This is a genomic window from Couchioplanes caeruleus, assembly GCF_023499255.1.
In the GTDB taxonomy this organism is placed as follows: Bacteria; Actinomycetota; Actinomycetes; order Mycobacteriales; family Micromonosporaceae; genus Actinoplanes; species Actinoplanes caeruleus_A.
This window is the reverse complement of sequence record NZ_CP092183.1, coordinates 1,595,879-1,612,605: the sequence shown is the minus strand read 5'-3', so window position 1 is coordinate 1,612,605 and position 16,727 is coordinate 1,595,879. Positions and strand designations below refer to the sequence as shown.

Here is a 16,727-nt window from a genome sequence, read left to right as displayed (position 1 = left end):
GCGGGATACCGAAAATGATCCCGGTACGGCAGAGTGTTTCCGTGCACTCACCGTCCGGCATGGAGCTGGCCGGGCTGGCGAGCCTCGTCGTCGCTGTCCCGGCCGTCGCGCTGCTGGGCAACTCCGGCCGCAAGCACACCGGCGCCGCCCGGCGTGCCCACCTGCTGCTCGCCGCGGGCGGTGCGGTCGCGACCGGGGCCGCCCTCGCCGGCCTGGTCAGCGACCTTTTCCTGACCCACCATTCGTCCCGCACCCTCGGTCAGGCCGTGGCCGTGGCGATGGCGCTGGGCACGCTGACGCTGCTGACCGGCACGCTGATGCTCCCCGGGGCCGCGGAGAGCCGCCGGGCGGCCCTGCGGCACCTGCTCGACGGGCTCATCATCGCCGCGGCGGTCTGGTTCGTGGGCTGGATCCTGGTCGCCGAGCCCACCCGGATCCTCGGCGCCCTCACCCCGATGGGCTGCCTGTCGGCGCTCCTCGGCGCGGGTGTCGCCACGATCGCATTCGGGCTCACCACCATCCTCGCGATGCACGCCCACCGCCCCCGTCACATCACCGTGCGCGCGTCCGCCGGGGTCACGCTGGTCGCCGTCGCGGCCACCGCCCTGCCGGGCGGGATCTGCCAGGCCAGCCCGGGCGCGATCCTGCTGGGCGCGGTGCTGCTCCCCGCCGGCCTCGTCGTGGTCGCCCGCGCGGTGAAGGTCGCGGACCGGCCGATCACGGTCACCCGGGACGTCATCCAGCGCGGCACCGGGTACGCCTTCGTGCCGATGGCCGCCATGGTGCTGGCCGGCACCTACCACCTGCTCGCCGGCGGTGAGTTCGGCGGTTTCGGCTTCATCGGGGCCAGCGTCGAGGGGTTCGCGCTGGTCGGGCGGCAGTATCTGGCGCTCGGCGACGTGAAGAGCTACACCCTTCAGCTGCGCCAGCGCGAGGCGCACTTCCGCGAGCTGGCGCACACGGACCCGCTCACCGGGCTGGCCAACCGCCGCGGGCTGGTCCGGGCGCTGCGCGAGCCGGCCTCGCGGCACCGGCCCCGCACGCTGATCGGCCTGGACCTGGACGGCTTCAAGAACGTCAACGACATGCGCGGGCACGACGTGGGCGACGCGGTGCTGGCCGAGGTCGGCAACCGGCTGCGCGCCAACCTGCGTACCGGCGACGTGGCCGCGCGGCTGGGCGGGGACGAGTTCGCGGTGCTGATGTGGGCGTCGCCGGAGGAGGCGATGGCCGCCGGGCAGCGGCTGCTCACGGTGCTCTGCGAGCCGTACGAGACCGACGAGGGGTCGGTGTTCCTGTCGGCCAGCGTCGGCGTCGCGGCCTCCCCCGCCCCGGGCGACACCGGCGAGCTCATGCGCGACGCCGACCTCGCCCTCCGGTACGCGAAGCAGCGCGGCAAGAACCGCGTCGAGCGCTACCAGAAGCGCTACGACGAGCTCCTGCGCCGGCACAGCGTGCTGGAGAACGAGCTGCGCCACGCCATCGAGCGGGAGCAGTTGCGCCTGGTGTTCCAGCCGGTGGTCGCGCTCCCTTCGGTACGCCCGGTCGGCGCCGAGGCGCTGTTGCGGTGGCACCACCCCGAGCTGGGCGCCGTCCGCCCGGACGAGTTCATCCCGGTCGCCGAGGAGTCCGGGCTCATCAACATGCTCGGCAGCTGGGTGCTGGACCAGGCGTGCGCGCAGCTGGCGCAGTGGCTCACCGCCGGGCACGACGTGTGGGTGTCGGTGAACCTGTCGCCCAAGGAGCTGCACGCCGCCGACTACGCCGGTCAGGTGGCGGCCGTGCTGGAGAAGTACGGCGTACCGCCGCAGCGGCTGGTGCTGGAGGTGACCGAGCACGCCGTCGCCACCGACATGGACGAGCTGATCCGTGGGCTCGTCGAGCTGCGGTCCACCGGCGTCCGCATCGCGCTGGACGACTTCGGCGCCGGGTACTCCTCGCTCGGGCAGCTGCGCAACCTGCCCGTCGACATCCTCAAGATCGACCATGCGCTGGTGGCCGAGCCGGAGTCGCGTACCGGCACCGCCGCGCCGCTGGTCGACGTGGTCGTCCGGCTGGGGCACCGGCTGGGCCTGGAGGTGCTGGCCGAGGGCATCGGCACGCCCGCCCAGCGCGAGGTCGTCGAGGAGGCGGGGTGCAGGCTGGGCCAGGGCTCGCTGTTCGGCTGGGGCGTGCCGGCCGAGCATCTGGAGACCCAGTTGCGTACGGCCCGGCCCACGGGCACCCGCGCGGTGCCGGCGCCGCGCAGCCGCCCCGCCAAGGTCGCGCCCAGCGCCCCGGCGCGCAGCCAGATCGTCATGCTGGGCCCCGGGATGCGGCAGGTCCGGGCGGTGCTCCCGACCGACCCGGCCTTTTCGGGTGACCAGGATGTGAGATCAGTTGACGCACCTCGTGAGATGGGGCAGTCTTAGCCGCATGTGTTCGTCGTTCCTCGTACTTAGTTGAGCGCGCTGCCCCTGAGCTCCTGGGCAGTGCGCTAGGTCCCGTGCGTAAGCACGAGGGCCTTTTTTGTTGCGCGGAGATCGACACCCGAACCCGAACGAAGGTCTGAATCGCCATGACGAGACCCACGCCCGAGACCCTCGCCAACCGTGCCACCCCGGCCACCGTCGCGGCCGCCGCCGGCGCCTCGGCCGTAGCCCCGATCTCCCCGGTGCCGGCCACCGGGGCCGGATCACTCGTGCGGTCGCTCGAGGCCCTCGGCGTCGAGGTCGCCTTCGGCATCCCCGGCGGGGCGATCCTGCCGGCGTACGACCCGCTGTACGACTCGAAGGTGCGGCACATCCTGGTCCGCCACGAGCAGGGCGCGGGCCACGCCGCGACCGGGTACGCGCAGGCCACCGGCAAGGTCGGCGTCTGCATCGCCACCTCCGGCCCGGGCGCGACCAACCTGGTGACGCCGATCGCCGACGCGTACATGGACTCGGTGCCGATCGTCGCGATCACCGGTCAGGTCGCGCGGCCGGCGATCGGCACGGACGCCTTCCAGGAGGCGGACATCCAGGGCATCACGCTGCCGATCACCAAGCACAACTTCCTGATCCAGTCGGCCGACGAGATCCCGCAGGTCATCGCGGAGGCGTTCCACCTCGCGGCGACCGGCCGGCCCGGCCCGGTGCTCGTCGACATCCCGAAGGACGTGCTGCAGGCGCAGACCACGTTCTCCTGGCCGCCCACCCTGGAGCTGCCCGGCTACCGGCCCACCCTGCACCCGCACGGCAAGCAGATCCGCGAGGCGGCCCGGCTGATCGCCGCGGCCAAGCGCCCCGTGCTGTACGTCGGCGGCGGCGTGCTCAAGGCCGGCGCCACCGACGGGCTGCGCAAGCTCGCCGAGGTGACCGGCATCCCGGTCGTCACCACGCTGATGGCGCTCGGGGCGTTCCCCGACTCGCACCCGCAGCACCTGGGCATGCCCGGCATGCACGGCACGGTCCCCGCGGTGTACGCGCTGCAGAAGGCCGACCTGCTGGTCACCCTGGGTGCCCGCTTCGACGACCGGGTCACCGGCAAGCTGGACTCGTTCGCACCCGACGCCAAGGTCGTGCACGCCGACATCGACCCGGCCGAGATCGGCAAGAACCGGCACGCGGACGTCCCGATCGTGGGCGACGCCCGGCACGTCATCGACGAGCTGATCGCGGCGGTGTCCGGCACGGCGACCGGCGCGGCGGCGTACGAGCCGTGGTGGGCGCAGCTCAACGATCTGCGGCAGCGCTACCCGCTGGGCTACGACGAGCCGACCGACGGCACGCTGGCACCGCAGTACGTGATCGAGCGCATCGGCGAGCTGGTCGGCCCGGACGCCGTGTACGTGGCCGGCGTCGGGCAGCACCAGATGTGGGCGTCGCAGTTCATCAGGTACGAGAAGCCCGGCACCTGGCTCAACTCCGGCGGCGCCGGCACCATGGGCTACGCCGTGCCCGCCGCGATGGGCGCGAAGGTCGGCCTGCCGGACACCCCGGTCTGGGGCATCGACGGCGACGGCTGCTTCCAGATGACCAACCAGGAGCTGGCCACCTGTGCCTTGGAGGGCATCCCGGTGAAGATCGCCGTGATCAACAACGGCAACCTGGGCATGGTCCGGCAGTGGCAGACCCTGTTCTACGAGGGCCGCTACTCGAACACCGAGCTGGGTACCCACAAGCACCGCATCCCCGACTTCGTGAAGCTCGCCGAGGCGCTGGGCTGCGTCGGCCTGCGCTGCGAGTCCAAGGCGGACGTGGACGCGACGATCAAGGCGGCGATGGAGATCAACGACCGGCCGGTCGTCATCGACTTCACGGTCGGCAAGGACGCCATGGTGTGGCCCATGGTCGCCGCCGGCACCAGCAACGACGAGATCATGTTCGCCCGGGACGTGCGCCCCACCTTCGACGAGGACGACCTGTGACCACCATGAACAAGCACACCCTCTCCGTGCTGGTCGAGAACAAGCCCGGCGTGCTCGCCCGGGTCAGCGGACTGTTCTCGCGACGGAGCTTCAACATCGACTCGCTGGCGGTGGGCGAGACGGAGAACCCGGACGTCTCCCGCATCACGATCGTGGTCAACGCCGACTCCTCACCCCTGGAGCAGGTGACCAAGCAGCTCAACAAGCTGGTGAACGTCCTGAAGATCGTCGAGCTGGACCCGCAGCAGTCGGTCCAGCGTGAGCTCCTGCTGGTCAAGGTGCGCGCCGACCGTGCGGTGCGCGGGCAGGTCCTCGAGACGGTCGAGCTGTTCAGGGCGAAGGTGATCGACGTCGCACCGGACACCCTCACGATCGAGGCGACCGGCAACCCCGACAAGCTGGACGCGCTGCTGCGCGACCTCGAGCCGTTCGGCATCAAGGAGATGGTGCAGTCCGGCCTCGTGGCCATCGGCCGCGGCTCCCGCTCCATCACCACCGGCCCCGCGCTGCGCGCGGCGTAGCCCTTCCAACCACCCCGCCGCCGCCCACAAACGGCCTAAAGGCTCCAACTTCGAGAGGAAATCATGACCGTCGAAACCTTCTACGACGACGACGCGGATCTGTCCATCATCCAGGGGCGCAAGGTCGCCGTCATCGGGTACGGCAGCCAGGGCCACGCGCACTCGCTGTCGCTGCGCGATTCGGGGGTCGAGGTGGTGGTCGGCCTGAAGGAGGGCTCGAAGAGCCGCCCCAAGGCTGAGGAGCAGGGGCTGCGGGTGCTGACCCCGGCCGAGGCGTCCGAGTGGGCCGACGTGATCATGCTGCTCGCCCCGGACACCGCGCAGCGCAAGATCTACGCCGAGTCGATCGAGCCGCACCTCACCGAGGGCAAGGCGCTCTTCTTCGGTCACGGGCTCAACATCCGCTTCGAGCTGATCAAGCCTCCGGCGAACGTGGACGTGGCCATGGTCGCGCCCAAGGGCCCCGGCCACCTCGTGCGCCGCCAGTACGTGGACGGCAAGGGCGTGCCCGCGCTCATCGCCGTGGAGCAGGACGCCTCCGGCAACGCGCAGGCCCTCGCCCTGTCGTACGCGAAGGCGATCGGCGGCACCCGCGCCGGCGTCATCAAGACGACGTTCAAGGAGGAGACCGAGACCGACCTCTTCGGCGAGCAGGCGGTCCTCTGCGGCGGTACGGCCGCCCTGGTGCAGACGGGCTTCGAGGTGCTCACCGAGGCCGGGTACGCGCCGGAGATCGCGTACTTCGAGTGCCTGCACGAGCTGAAGCTGATCGTCGACCTCATGTACGAGGGCGGCATCTCGCGGATGCGCTACAGCGTCTCGGACACCGCCGAGTTCGGTGACTACGTCAGCGGCCCGCGCGTGATCAACGCCTCCGTCAAGGAGGAGATGAAGAAGATCCTCGCGGAGATCCAGTCCGGCGAGTTCACGAAGGCGCTCATCGCCGACGACGAGGCCGGCGGCACCCGCCTGCAGCAGTACCGCAAGGAGGGCGCCGAGCACCCCATCGAGGTGACCGGCAAGAAGCTGCGCGACATGATGAGCTGGGTGGACCGGCCGATCACCGAAACCGCCTGATTCATCGCCCGCCGACGCCGGGTCAGGGGCCTTCCGCAGGCCGCCTGATCCGGCGTTTTGCGTCACCATTCGATGACCTGAAACGCGGGTGTTACGTCCCGCTTACCTGTTCGGCGTCGTCATCGAATTGTGTGTTGATGAGGGGCGTTCACGTGGGTCGCAACAGGTAGCCTCGCCGCATGCGACTGGCTGATTCTTTCCGGAGTGAGCGCTTCGGCGCGGTCCGGATCCACGAGCTGCAGAGGGTGATCGAGCTCGACTCGGGCGCCGTGCACGACACCGGCCGGCCGGCGCTTTCGGCTGGTAGCCGGGTTGTGCCGCCGGAAGCATTGCGCGCTGTCGAGTCGCAGATGGTCATCATTGTTCCGTGCATGAATGAGACACGAAGCGTCATCGAAGGCGTGCTCTCGGGCATTCCTCATGACTGTCTCATCGTGCTGGTCTCCAACAGCGACAAGCTGCCGGTCGACCGGTACGAGATCGAGGCGCAGACCCTCGAACACTTCTGCCGGCTCGCCGGACGTTCCGCCATTGCCGTCCATCAGAAAGACCCCGGAGTCGCGGCCGCCTTCAAGGCGGCGGGCATGGCGGAACTGATCGGCGACGACGGGCTGGTCCGCAACGGCAAGGGCGAGGCGATGCTCATCGGCATGGCGATCGCGGCCATGACGGGCCGGCGCTACATCGGCTACGTCGACGCGGACAACTACGTGCCGGGTGCGGTCCACGAATACTGCAAGGTGTACGCGGCCGGCCTGCACCTGGCCGGGAGCCCGTACTCGATGGTGCGCATCTCGTGGCACTCGAAGCCGAAGCTGCGCGACGGCCGGCTCTTCTTCAGTCGCAAGGGCCGCAGCTCGCAGATCACCAACGAATGGCTCAACCGCTTCCTCGCCGAGTATTCGGACTTCGGCACCGAGGTCATCGCCACCGGCAACGCGGGCGAGCACGCGATGAGCCTGGACCTGGGGCTGAAGCTGCGGCTCGCGGGCGGCTTCGCGGTCGAGCCGTACGAGTACATGGACCTCTTCGAACAGTTCGGCGGCGTGCTGGAGAGCAACGACCCGGACGCCATGGCGGGCTCGGTGCCGGTCCTGCAGATCGAGACGAGGAACCCGCACTTCCACGACAACAAGGGCGAGGAACACGTCCAGGGCATGCGCATGCAGGCGCTGAACGTCATCTACCACTCGCCGGTGACGCTGCCGGCGGTGCGCCGGGCCATCGTCGACTTCATGGTGTCGCAGGGCGCGCTCGAGATCGGCCAGGAGCCGCCGCGCGAACGGGTCTACCCGCCGGTGGGCAGCCTCGACTTCGAGCTGCTGTACGACGGGCTGGACGCCGAGGCGCTGACGTTCCGGCAGTTCGACGGCCGGGCGTCGGCGGGGCTGCCGCCGTACCCGCCCATCGAGCGGCACTCCATCCCCCGGCCGACGGTCTAGGTTCCGAGGGCGGCCCTGCGGGCCGTGAGGAAGGCGCGCTCGGTCTCGTTGCCCGCCAGCGCGATCGCCTCGTCGTAGGCGGCCGCGGCCTCGGCGTCCCGGCCGAGCCGCACGAGGAAGTCGGCGCGCGTCGCCGGGAGCAGGTGATAGCCCGGCAGGTCCACGCCCTCGAGCGCGGCGAGGGCCAGCGCGGGCCCGTGCACCTCGGCGACCGCGACCGCCCGGTTCAGCGCCACGATCGGCGTCGGCAGCACGACCTGGAGCTGGTCGTAGAGCACGAGGACCTGCGACCAGTCGGTGGCGTCCCCGTCGGTGTGCACGGCGTTGATCGCCGCCTGGATCTGGTACGGGCCGGGCCGGTTGCGCCGCAGGCAGCGCCGCACCAGCGCGTGTCCCTCGGCGATGAGCGCCCGGTTCCACAGCGACCGGTCCTGGGCCGGGAGCAGCACCAGCTCCCCGTCGCGGCCGAGCCGGGCCGGGCGGCGCGCCTCGGTCAGCAGCAGGAGGGCCAGCAGACCCAGCACCTCCGGCTCGTCGGGCATCAGCGCGGCCAGTTCGCGCGCGAGCCGGATCGCCTCGGCGCACAGATCGGTCCTGATCAGCGGGCCGGCCGTGGCGGCGTACCCCTCGTTGAACATCAGGTAGAGCACGGTCAGCACCGGCGCCAACCGGTCCGGCAGCTCCTCGGCCGCCGGCACCCGGTACGGAATGCCCGCGTCGCGGATCTTCTTCTTGGCGCGCACGATGCGCTGGGCGATGGTGGGCTCCGGCACCAGGTACGCCCTGGCTATCTCCGGCACCTCCAGCCCGGCGAGCAGGCGCAGGGTGAGGGCGGTCCGCGCGTCCGGCGACAGCGCCGGGTGGCAGCAGGTGAAGATGAGCCGCAGCTGGTCGTCGCGCACCGGTCCCACCTCCTCGGGTTCGTCCGGCTGGTGCAGCAGCAGTGCCTGGGCGTGCCGGGCCTCGCGCGTCGACTCGCGCCGGAGCCGGTCGATGGCCCGGTTGCGGGCGGTGGTGACGATCCAGGCGCCCGGGTTCGGTGGCAGGGAGTCCCACTTCTCCAAGGCCACCGCGAAGGCGTCCTGGACGGCCTCCTCGGCGAGGTTGATGTCGCCGAGGAGGCGTACCAGGGTCGCGACGCAGCGGCCGTACTCGGCCCGGTAGACGCCGTCGAGGTCCATGTGCCGGTCGCTCAGGCGGGCTCGTCCTCGAAGGGCCGCACCTCGACCGGCCCCTCGCAGGCCGCCGAGCACCTCGCGGCCCAGGCGAGCGCTTCGTCCAGGTCCGCGCACTGCAGCACCCAGAACCCGCCGAGCTGCTCCTTCGTCTCCGCGAACGGTCCGTCGGTCATCGTGGTGCTGCCGCCCTCGGACCGGACGACGGTCGCGGTGTCGGCCGGCTTGAGCCCGCCGGCGAAGACCCAGGCGCCGGCGGCCTTGATCTCCTGGTTGATGCGGTCGACCTGGTCGTACATCTTCTGCATCACGTCCGGCTCCGGCATCGGGGTGCCTTCGACCATGTGTACGGCGAGCAGGTACTGCTTCATGGGAGTCCTCCAGTGACTAGACGGTGACATGGTGACAGTTCAGGCGGCGAGACGACGGGCAACGGCCGGGATCACGATCGAGGCGGCGACGAGGTGCGTGAGCATCAGCAGCGCCTTGGTCGCCGGCGCGGCGTCCGCGATCACGTCCGGCACGAAGGAGAGGACGGTCAGCACCACCGTCGTCCGGACGAACGCGCGCCGCGGGTGCCGGGCCGTACGCGACAGCACGGCGGCGAGGACCAGCCCGACCACCGAGAAGAGCGCCGTCAGCGTGCCGAAGCCGGCAACCGGGATCGGCGCGCCGGCCACGTCGAGCGAGATCCCCGCCGCCCGGCCGCCGGCGGCCACGGCCATGGTGGCGACGCTCGCGGCCGCGATGGCGACCGCGCCCGTCAGCGCCAGAGCGCCGAGGTTCGAGGTGGTCTTCGGGGTGGTGGCGACGGTGGTCATGGTGCCCTCCGGTGCGGTTCCCGACCGGCTCCGTGCCGGCCTCTCAACAGGGCTACGAAAGAGCCGGCCCCCGATCGACACGTCCGGCAGAAAATTCTTGGCGAGATTTTTCCACGGGCGGCATGCTGGGCCCATGCAGCCGAGTCACGCCGTCATGATGGGCCCCTTCGCGGGCTCTGTCGGCGTGCTCTAGGACCGAACAGTCCCCGCCTGCGGCGGGGACTGTGCTGCGGGCGGGGCGGAAGAGGGGCCATGACCTACTACGTCACCACCGCCATTCCGTACGTCAACGCCGCGCCGCACCTGGGCCATGCGCTGGAGCTCGTGCAGGCCGACGTGCTCGCCCGGCATCGGCGCGCGCGGGGCGAGGACGTCCGATTCCTCACCGGCACCGACGACAACGCCTTGAAGAACGTCACGGCCGCCCGCGCGGCGGGTGTGCCCGTACGGGACTTCGTCGCCGCCAACGCCGACCGCTTCGCCGCGCTGCGGGAGCCGCTCGAGCTCTCGTTCGACGACTTCATCCGTACCTCCGAACCGCGCCATGCCCAGGGCGTCGCCGCGCTGTGGGAGCGGTCGCGCAAGGACTTCTACCGTCGCGGCTACACGGGGCTGTACTGCGCCGGCTGCGAGCAGTTCCTCGACACGGACACCTGCGCGGAACACGACGCGCCACCGGAACGGGTCAGCGAGGAGAACTGGTTCTTCCGCCTGTCGAGCTACCAGGAACAGATCCTGCGGATCCTCGAGGACGACACCGTCCACATCGAACCGGCGGCGCGGCGCAACGAGGTGCTCGCGTTCGTCCGCGCCGGCCTGCAGGACATCAGCGTCTCCCGGTCGGCCGCCCGCGCCGCGGGGTGGGGCATTGCCGTACCCGGCGACGCCGATCAGGTCGTGTACGTCTGGTGGGACGCGCTCGCCAACTACGTGACCTCGCTCGGCGGCGGGGACGCGTACCAGAAATGGTGGGCCGGAAACGGCGAGCGGGTGCACGTCATCGGCAAGGGCATCGTCCGCTTCCACGCCGTCTACTGGTTGGCGCTGCTGCTCTCCACCGGTCAGCCGCTGCCGACGACCATCCTCGTCCACGACTACCTCACCGTGGACGGCAGCAAACTGTCGAAGAGCGCCGGCAACGCGGTGGATCCGATCGATCTGGCCCGCCGGCCCGGCGTGGACGCACTGCGGTGGTGGCTGGTGCGCGAGGTGGCACCGCTGGGCGACACGGACTTCACCGTCGAGCGCCTCGTCCGGCGCCACGACCTCGACCTGGCCAACGGCATCGGCAACCTGGTGAACCGTACGGCGAGCCTGGCGTACCGGGACGGGATCCGGCCGGTCCCGTACCGCGGCGACCTGCCGGAACGGGTGGACCGGGCGCTGCGGGCCGGCGACTTCCGAGCGGCTGCCGAGGCCATCACCGACGAGGTGGCGGGCGGCAACCGCCTCGTGGAGACCCAACGACCGTGGCAGCTCACCGGAGGCCGCCGCCTCGAGGTGGTGGGCGAGCTGCTCGGCCGATGTCTGGCCATTGTGGACGAGCTGGAACCGTTCCTGCCGTCGGCCACCGGGCGGCTCCGCGCGCAGCTGTCGCTGGACGCGCCACCGCGCCCCGCCTTCGCAAGGCTGGGCGCGGCGGCTTCGGTCACGTCAGGTCGTTGACGCAGCGCAGGACCGGCCGGGCGGTCAGTGCGGCCGGGTCCAGCGTGGCCGCGCCCCGGACGCGGAAGGTCGCCGATTCGCCCGGCAGCAGCGTGACACCCGCCTCGTCGGCCTCCGCGGCCGGGTCGAGGCGGTCGGCCTGCAGGGTGAGGTCCCGCAGGATCGTCTGGGCCGTGACCGTCACGTGCGTTTCGGCGCCCGCCTCGGTGACCGTGGTGTCGTACTTGGGCGACGGCCAGGCGATGTCGCGGTCCTCGGCGAAGAACCACCAGGCGCGCTGCTCCCCCGCCTCGGCGACCAGCACCTCGGCCGTCGGGTCGCCCGCGGTGGCGAGCTCGGCCGGCAGGGGCAAAGTCGTGGCCGCGCCCGGTGCGACGGTCGCGCCGAGTGCCACCTCGGCCTCGGCGGACCCCGCGAGGGTACGGCGGGACACCGTCGCCGACAGCACCCACGGCTGCGCGGAGTCGTTGACCGCCACCAGCGCGAGCCCGCCGTCGCGTGGCTGCACCGTGAGCAGCCGTGGGGCGAATGAGCGGCGCAGCGCGTACCAGAGGGGCTTCTTGCGGCCGTCGCCGTCGACCGCCGCCCACGAGGTGACCGGCCAGCAGTCGTTGAGCTGCCACATGATCGCGCCCATGCAGTACGGCCGCAGCGACCGGAAGTGCTCGATGCCCAGCGACAGCGCGCGCGCCTGGTTGAGCTGGGTCAAATAGTGCCAGTCGTCGAAGTCGCGGGGCTGCGGCAGGTGGGCGTCGAGCCCTCGCTGCAGCTTCGCGTCACCGTTGCCGGCCTTCTGGTGCGCGCGCATGCCGGGCGAGTCGTGGGCGAGCGGCTCGTCGGACAGGGCCCGGCGCAGGGTCGCGTACGCGGGCGGTGCCTGGTAGCCGAACTCCGCCACGAAACGCGGCCGGTATTCGCGGTACTTGGCGTAGTCGTCGGTGTTCCACACGTCCCAGATGTGCGTGGTGCCGTACGCGGGATCGTTGGGGTGCTTGTCCTCGCGTCCGGACCAGGGGCTGCCGGGCCAGTAGAACCGGCTCGGGTCCTCCTCGGCGCAGATGCCCGCGAGCACGTCGAAGTAGTAGCCGGCGCCCCACGTACGGCCGCCGAGGTCCTGCTTCCACCCCCAGTCCTCGTGGCCCCAGATGTTCTCGTTGTTGCCGGTCCACATCACCAGGCTCGGGTGCGACGCGAGCCGTACGACGTTCTCGCGCGCCTCCGCCGCGACCTCGGTGGCGAACGGCTCCTCCTCCGGGTACGCGGCGCAGGCGAACAGGAAGTCCTGCCCGACCATCAGCCCGAGGGCGTCGGCGAGGTCGTAGAAGTCCTCGGACTCGTACCGGCCGCCGCCCCAGACGCGCAGGTAGGTGACGTTCGCGTCGATCGCCTGCCGGAACCGGGTCTCGAGCCGCTCCCGGGTGACCCGGTTCGCGAACACGTCGTCGGGGATCCAGTTGACCCCGCGGACGAAGACCGGTACGTCGTTGACGACCACGGTGAAGGCGCCGTCCGTGGTGTCGACGCGGGCCGAGCGGAAGCCGACCTTGCGGCTCCACGAGTCCAGCGGCTCGCCGTCCGCGCCGGTCAGGGTCACGTCGAGGTCGTAGCGGTGCTGCTCGCCGTACCCGATGGGCCACCAGAGCGCGGGATCGGCGACGGTGACCGTCAGGACGGCCTCGTCGGCCTCGGTGGTGGTCTCCACGCGCTCGCCGGCGATCGTGGCGGCGACGGTGACCGGGCCGGGGGTCTCGCGCTCGACGCGCACCCGGACCTCGGCGGTGCCGGTGCCGCCGGCGACCGTGACCTGCGGGCGGACCTCGGCGAGCCGGGCCGTCGACCAGCGGTGCAGGCCGATCGGCTGCCAGATGCCCGCGGTGACCAGCGTCGGTCCCCAGTCCCAGCCGAAGTTGCAGGCCGTCTTGCGGATGAAGTTGAACGGCTCCGGGTACGCGTTCGGCCGGTCGCCGAGCCGGTCCCGCTGCGCCTCGGCGTACGAGTACGCGGACTCGAACCGGATGCTCAGCTCGTTGTCGCCGTCGCGCAGTGCCTCACGCACGTCGAACCGGTATCCGCGGTGCATGTTGTACGTGCGGCCCAGCTCGACGCCGTTGAGCGTGACCGTGGCGACCGTGTCGAGGCCGTCGCAGACCAGGTCCGCGCGGCCGTCGCCGGGCTCGTACCGGAAGGTGGTCCGGTACTCCCAGTCGGTGCGGCCGATCCAGGCGAGCTTCTTCTCGTTCTCGTCGAGGTACGGGTCCTCGATGCGGCCGGCGGCGAGCAGATCGGTGTGCACGCAGCCGGGCACGGCGGCGGCGACGCCGGAGACGTCGCCGCCGCTGAGGGTCCAGCCTTCGTGCAGGGGAAGGTACGAGGTCACATCGCTCCTCAAGACTTGACGGCGCCTTCCATGATTCCCCGGACGATCTGCCGTCCGCCCATGACGAGCAGGACCAGCAGCGGAAGGGTGGCCATGAACGCGCCCGCGAGCACCCGCCGGTAGATGACGTAGTTGCCGCTCGCGAGGTCGGAGAGGGCGACCATCGAGGTCGGGAACTCGGTGCCGTTCAGCGTGATCAGCGGCCACTGGAACTCGTTCCACGTCGCCACGAACGTGAGCAGGCCGAGCACCGCCAGCGCCGGTCGGATCGCCGGCACGATGATGCTCCAGTAGACGCGCAGCGTCAGCGCACCGTCCATCCGGGCCGACTCGACCAGTTCGTCGGGTACGGCGTGCATGATGAACTGGCGCATGTAGAACACGCCGAACGCGCTGACCAGGAACGGCGCGATGACCGCGAGCAGCGTGCCGTTCCAGCCGAGCTTGCCCATGAGGATGTAGAGCGCCACCACGCCGAGCTGGTTGGGCACGGTCAGGGTGAGGATCACGACGATCATGAGCGGGTCGCGGCCCTTGAAGCGCAGCTTGGCGAAGGCGAAGCCGGCCAGCGAGCAGAAGAACAGCGTCGACACGGTCACGACGGCCGCGACGATGAAGCTGTTGATCAGCGACGCGGTGAAGTAGACGTCCTGCATCGTGAAGACCTCACGCAGGTTCGTCATGAGCTGGTTGCCCGGGACGACCGACGGCGGGGTCTGCGAGACGGCCTCGTCGGTGCTCGTGGCGATCACGAACATCCAGTACAGCGGGAACGCCGAGAGCAGCAGGAACGCGGTCAGGGCGAGGTACGTGCGCCAGTTGCCGCGGGTGTCCTGGGGCGCGCGGCCGATCTCCCGGGGCCGTCGCTTGCCGGGCGCGGGTGCGGGTGCGGTCACGGTGGTCATCGCCGGCCTCCTCCGAGACGGTTGGTGAGGAAAGCGTTGATGCCGGCGACGATCAGGATGATCAGGAAGAGCGCCCAGGACATCGCGGCCGCGTACCCGAGGTCCAGGTCCTTCCAGCCGACCTTGTAGATCAGCTGTGCGATCGTCTGCCATTGGCTGTCCGAGCCGCCGGTCGCGGCGGCCGGGTTCTCCTCGAAGAGCATGGGCTCGTTGAAGAGCTGCAGCCCGCCGATGCTGGAGAGCACGACCGTGAAGACCAGGACCGGCTGGATCATCGGTACGGTGATCCGCCACAGCTGGCGCCACGGCCCGGCGCCGTCGACGGCCGCCGCCTCGTAGACGTCCTTGGGGATCGACTGCATGGCCGACAGGTAGAGCAGGGCGTTGTAGCCGATCCACTTCCAGTTGACCATCGTGGCGATGGCGATCCAGGAGCTCCACTTGTACGCGCGCCAGTCCAGCGGGTTGTTCATGTCGTTGAAGCCGACCAGCGACAGCAGCCAGTTGGCCATGCCGTTGTCACGGGAGAAGAACACGGCGAAGACCAGCGTCGACGCGGCCACCGGGGTCACGTACGGCAGCAGCACGCCGACCCGCCAGAACGTGGTGCCGCGCAGTTTGCGGTTGAGCAGGTTCGCGACCATCAGGGCGATCAGCAGCTGCGGCACCGTGGAGAGGATGAAGATGCCGAACGTGTTGCCGAGCGCGTTCCAGAAGTCCTCGTCGTGCACCAGTCGCTCGAAGTTCGCGAACCCGGCCCAGCCGTTGAGGTCGGGGTCGTCGAGGCGCCAGTTCCGCAGCGCCACGACCCCGTTGAAGATGATCGGGAACAGCCCGAAGACGGCGAAGAGCAGGAAGAACGGCGAGATGAAGACGTACGGGGTGCGCTTGGTGTCGAACCGGTAGAACCACAGCTTGTGCTTCGGCGGGGTCGCCGGCGGGCGGGGTTCCGGGATGTCGAGCACCGGCGGGGCGTTGCGGGTGAGGGACACAGCCACTCCTTCCGGTGAGGGGGCGGCCCGTGCGGACCGCCCCCGATATCGGTTTCCGTCAGGAGCCGGCGGCCTTCTCGGCCTGCTTGACCGCCTCCGGCCAGGCCTTGTCCGGGGAGAGCGAGCCCTGCTGCACGCGGGTGATCACGTTCTCCACCGCGACGCGGGTCGGGCCGTTCTTCTTGCCGAGGTACTGCGGCTTGAGGTTCTCAGCCGTGGAGGCGAAGATCTGCCCGGTCGGCGCGTTGCTCATGAACTCCTTCTTGTAGTCCAGCACCGCGGGGTCCTTGTACAGGGCCGGCTGCGAGGGCAGGTTGCCGACGGTCTTGAAGACCTCGATCTGCTGCTGCGGCTGGATCATCCACTCGACGAACTTGTACGCCTCGTCGACGTTCTTGCCCTGCTTGGGGATGGTCCACCAGGAGCCGCCCCAGTTGCCGCCGCCGCCGGGGATCGTGGCGATGTCCCACTTGCCCTTCTGCTCGGGCGCGGTGTCCTGGATGTGGCCGAGCATCCACGCCGGGCAGGCCAGCACGGCGAACTGGTCCTTCTTGAAGCCCTGGTCCCAGTTCGGCTGGAAGCTCGCGAGGTTCGCCGAGAGGCCGGCCTTGATCGCGTTCATGCTGACGTCGAAGGCGACCTTGGGGCCACCGTCCATCTGCAGCTGCTCCTGCTCGTTGTAGAAGCCCTGCGGCTGCTGCGCGAGCACGGGGTTGAACATGTTGGTACCGGAGTCGACGAACTTCTTCTTCGTCTTGGAGACGTACTGCTTGCCGACGTTGATGAAGTCGTCCCAGGTCGTCCAGAGCTTGGAGACCTCGGTGCGGTCCGTGGGCAGGCCCGCCGCCTTGAACAGGTCGGTGCGGTAGCACATCGCCAGGCCGCCGACGTCGGTGCCGAGGCCGATCTGCTGGCCGTCCTTGGACATCGACTGCTGCCACTTCCACGGCAGGTACTTCGACTCGTACGAGCCGGCGCCCTTGTCCAGGAGGTTGACGAACTTGTCGGACTGGCCGCGGAACTGGACGATGAAGCCCTCGTCGACCGCGGAGATGTCCGGCGCGCCGCTGCCCGCGACGAGCTTCTTCTGCAGGTCCTCGTGCTGGGCGTTGTACTCGCCCGAGTTGAGCACGATCTTGACGTTGGGGTGGTCCTTCTCGTACGCGGCCTTGAGCTTGTCCAGGCCCATGTCGCCCCAGAAGTTGACCTTCAGCGTGATCTGGCCGTCGGCCGCCTTGTCGTTGCCGCCCTCCAGGCTCTGCCCGCTGCAGCCCGAGATCGTCAGGGCGCCCGCGAGACCTGCGGCGACCAGCGCCCAGCCCCGCCTGCCGAACCGTGTCATTGCTCCTCCACCCGAGGGAA

The 16,727-nt window shown here is 70.3% G+C and carries 13 protein-coding genes; 6 read left to right on the top strand and 7 right to left on the bottom strand.

Annotation, left to right across the window (positions count from 1 at the left end; genetic code table 11):
• Positions 1-41: 41 nt before the first annotated feature.
• The 5 genes from COUCH_RS07640 (at position 42) to mpgS (ending at position 7,430) form a co-directional block, all read left to right on the top strand.
• Positions 42-2,411: a putative bifunctional diguanylate cyclase/phosphodiesterase gene (locus COUCH_RS07640; RefSeq protein WP_430640900.1), complete on the top strand. Its 2,370-nt coding sequence runs from the start codon at positions 42-44 to the stop codon at positions 2,409-2,411.
• A gap of 146 nt (positions 2,412-2,557) precedes the next feature.
• The gene (locus COUCH_RS07635; RefSeq protein WP_249611387.1) at positions 2,558-4,390 is read left to right on the top strand and encodes an acetolactate synthase large subunit; all 1,833 of its coding nucleotides are present in this window, start codon (positions 2,558-2,560) and stop codon (positions 4,388-4,390) included.
• 5 nt (positions 4,391-4,395) lie between these two features.
• Positions 4,396-4,911: an acetolactate synthase small subunit gene (gene ilvN, locus COUCH_RS07630; RefSeq protein WP_199511952.1), complete on the top strand. Its 516-nt coding sequence runs from the start codon at positions 4,396-4,398 to the stop codon at positions 4,909-4,911.
• Positions 4,912-4,974: 63 nt separating this feature from the next.
• The gene (gene ilvC / locus COUCH_RS07625; RefSeq protein ID WP_249611386.1) at positions 4,975-5,988 is read left to right on the top strand and encodes a ketol-acid reductoisomerase; all 1,014 of its coding nucleotides are present in this window, start codon (positions 4,975-4,977) and stop codon (positions 5,986-5,988) included.
• A gap of 179 nt (positions 5,989-6,167) precedes the next feature.
• Positions 6,168-7,430 carry a mannosyl-3-phosphoglycerate synthase gene (mpgS, locus tag COUCH_RS07620; RefSeq protein WP_249611385.1) on the top strand — a complete coding sequence of 421 codons (1,263 nt, stop codon included), beginning with the start codon at positions 6,168-6,170 and terminating at the stop codon, positions 7,428-7,430.
• On the opposite strand, the gene COUCH_RS07615 is transcribed toward mpgS, so the two are convergent.
• Genes COUCH_RS07615 through COUCH_RS07605 form a run of 3 tightly spaced genes read right to left on the bottom strand, consistent with a single transcriptional unit; the run spans position 7,427 to position 9,426 of the window.
• Positions 7,427-8,611 (bottom strand): RNA polymerase sigma factor, encoded by a 1,185-nt coding sequence (locus COUCH_RS07615; RefSeq protein WP_249611384.1) that lies wholly within the window; start codon positions 8,609-8,611, stop codon positions 7,427-7,429. The two genes, mpgS and COUCH_RS07615, sit on opposite strands and share 4 nt — an antisense overlap.
• Before the next feature lie 11 nt (positions 8,612-8,622).
• Positions 8,623-8,976, bottom strand: coding sequence for a YciI family protein (locus COUCH_RS07610; RefSeq protein WP_249611383.1), 354 nt, complete (start codon positions 8,974-8,976; stop codon positions 8,623-8,625).
• A gap of 39 nt (positions 8,977-9,015) precedes the next feature.
• Positions 9,016-9,426 (bottom strand): DUF6069 family protein, encoded by a 411-nt coding sequence (locus COUCH_RS07605; protein WP_249611382.1) that lies wholly within the window; start codon positions 9,424-9,426, stop codon positions 9,016-9,018.
• A gap of 252 nt (positions 9,427-9,678) precedes the next feature.
• Here COUCH_RS07605 and COUCH_RS07600 point away from each other — a divergent pair, with 252 nt between their 5' ends.
• Positions 9,679-11,091: a methionine--tRNA ligase gene (locus tag COUCH_RS07600; protein ID WP_249611381.1), complete on the top strand. Its 1,413-nt coding sequence runs from the start codon at positions 9,679-9,681 to the stop codon at positions 11,089-11,091.
• Here the strand turns inward: COUCH_RS07600 and COUCH_RS07595 are convergent.
• Genes COUCH_RS07595 through COUCH_RS07580 form a run of 4 tightly spaced genes read right to left on the bottom strand, consistent with a single transcriptional unit; the run spans position 11,075 to position 16,707 of the window.
• A complete protein-coding gene (locus COUCH_RS07595) occupies positions 11,075-13,468 on the bottom strand; it encodes a glycoside hydrolase family 2 protein (RefSeq protein ID WP_249611380.1) in 2,394 nt (797 codons plus the stop codon). The two genes, COUCH_RS07600 and COUCH_RS07595, sit on opposite strands and share 17 nt — an antisense overlap.
• An 8-nt stretch (positions 13,469-13,476) precedes the next feature.
• Positions 13,477-14,373 carry a carbohydrate ABC transporter permease gene (locus COUCH_RS07590; protein WP_249611379.1) on the bottom strand — a complete coding sequence of 299 codons (897 nt, stop codon included), beginning with the start codon at positions 14,371-14,373 and terminating at the stop codon, positions 13,477-13,479.
• Entirely contained in the window at positions 14,370-15,365 is a 996-nt protein-coding gene (locus COUCH_RS07585; RefSeq protein WP_430640899.1) for a carbohydrate ABC transporter permease, read from the bottom strand. The genes COUCH_RS07590 and COUCH_RS07585 overlap by 4 nt, the downstream gene beginning before the upstream one ends.
• Before the next feature lie 58 nt (positions 15,366-15,423).
• Positions 15,424-16,707 (bottom strand): ABC transporter substrate-binding protein, encoded by a 1,284-nt coding sequence (locus COUCH_RS07580; RefSeq protein WP_249611378.1) that lies wholly within the window; start codon positions 16,705-16,707, stop codon positions 15,424-15,426.
• Between the last annotated feature and the right edge of the window lie 20 nt (positions 16,708-16,727).

Coding starts and splice junctions, on each gene's coding strand:
- COUCH_RS07635 (WP_249611387.1), top strand. CDS start 2,558: ATGACGAGACCCACGCCCGAGACCCTCGCCAACCGTGCCACCCCGGCC.
- ilvN (WP_199511952.1), top strand. CDS start 4,396: ATGAACAAGCACACCCTCTCCGTGCTGGTCGAGAACAAGCCCGGCGTG.
- ilvC (WP_249611386.1), top strand. CDS start 4,975: ATGACCGTCGAAACCTTCTACGACGACGACGCGGATCTGTCCATCATC.
- mpgS (WP_249611385.1), top strand. CDS start 6,168: ATGCGACTGGCTGATTCTTTCCGGAGTGAGCGCTTCGGCGCGGTCCGG.
- COUCH_RS07615 (WP_249611384.1), bottom strand. CDS start 8,611: ATGGACCTCGACGGCGTCTACCGGGCCGAGTACGGCCGCTGCGTCGCG.
- COUCH_RS07610 (WP_249611383.1), bottom strand. CDS start 8,976: ATGAAGCAGTACCTGCTCGCCGTACACATGGTCGAAGGCACCCCGATG.
- COUCH_RS07605 (WP_249611382.1), bottom strand. CDS start 9,426: ATGACCACCGTCGCCACCACCCCGAAGACCACCTCGAACCTCGGCGCT.
- COUCH_RS07600 (WP_249611381.1), top strand. CDS start 9,679: ATGACCTACTACGTCACCACCGCCATTCCGTACGTCAACGCCGCGCCG.
- COUCH_RS07590 (WP_249611379.1), bottom strand. CDS start 14,373: ATGACCACCGTGACCGCACCCGCACCCGCGCCCGGCAAGCGACGGCCC.
- COUCH_RS07580 (WP_249611378.1), bottom strand. CDS start 16,707: ATGACACGGTTCGGCAGGCGGGGCTGGGCGCTGGTCGCCGCAGGTCTC.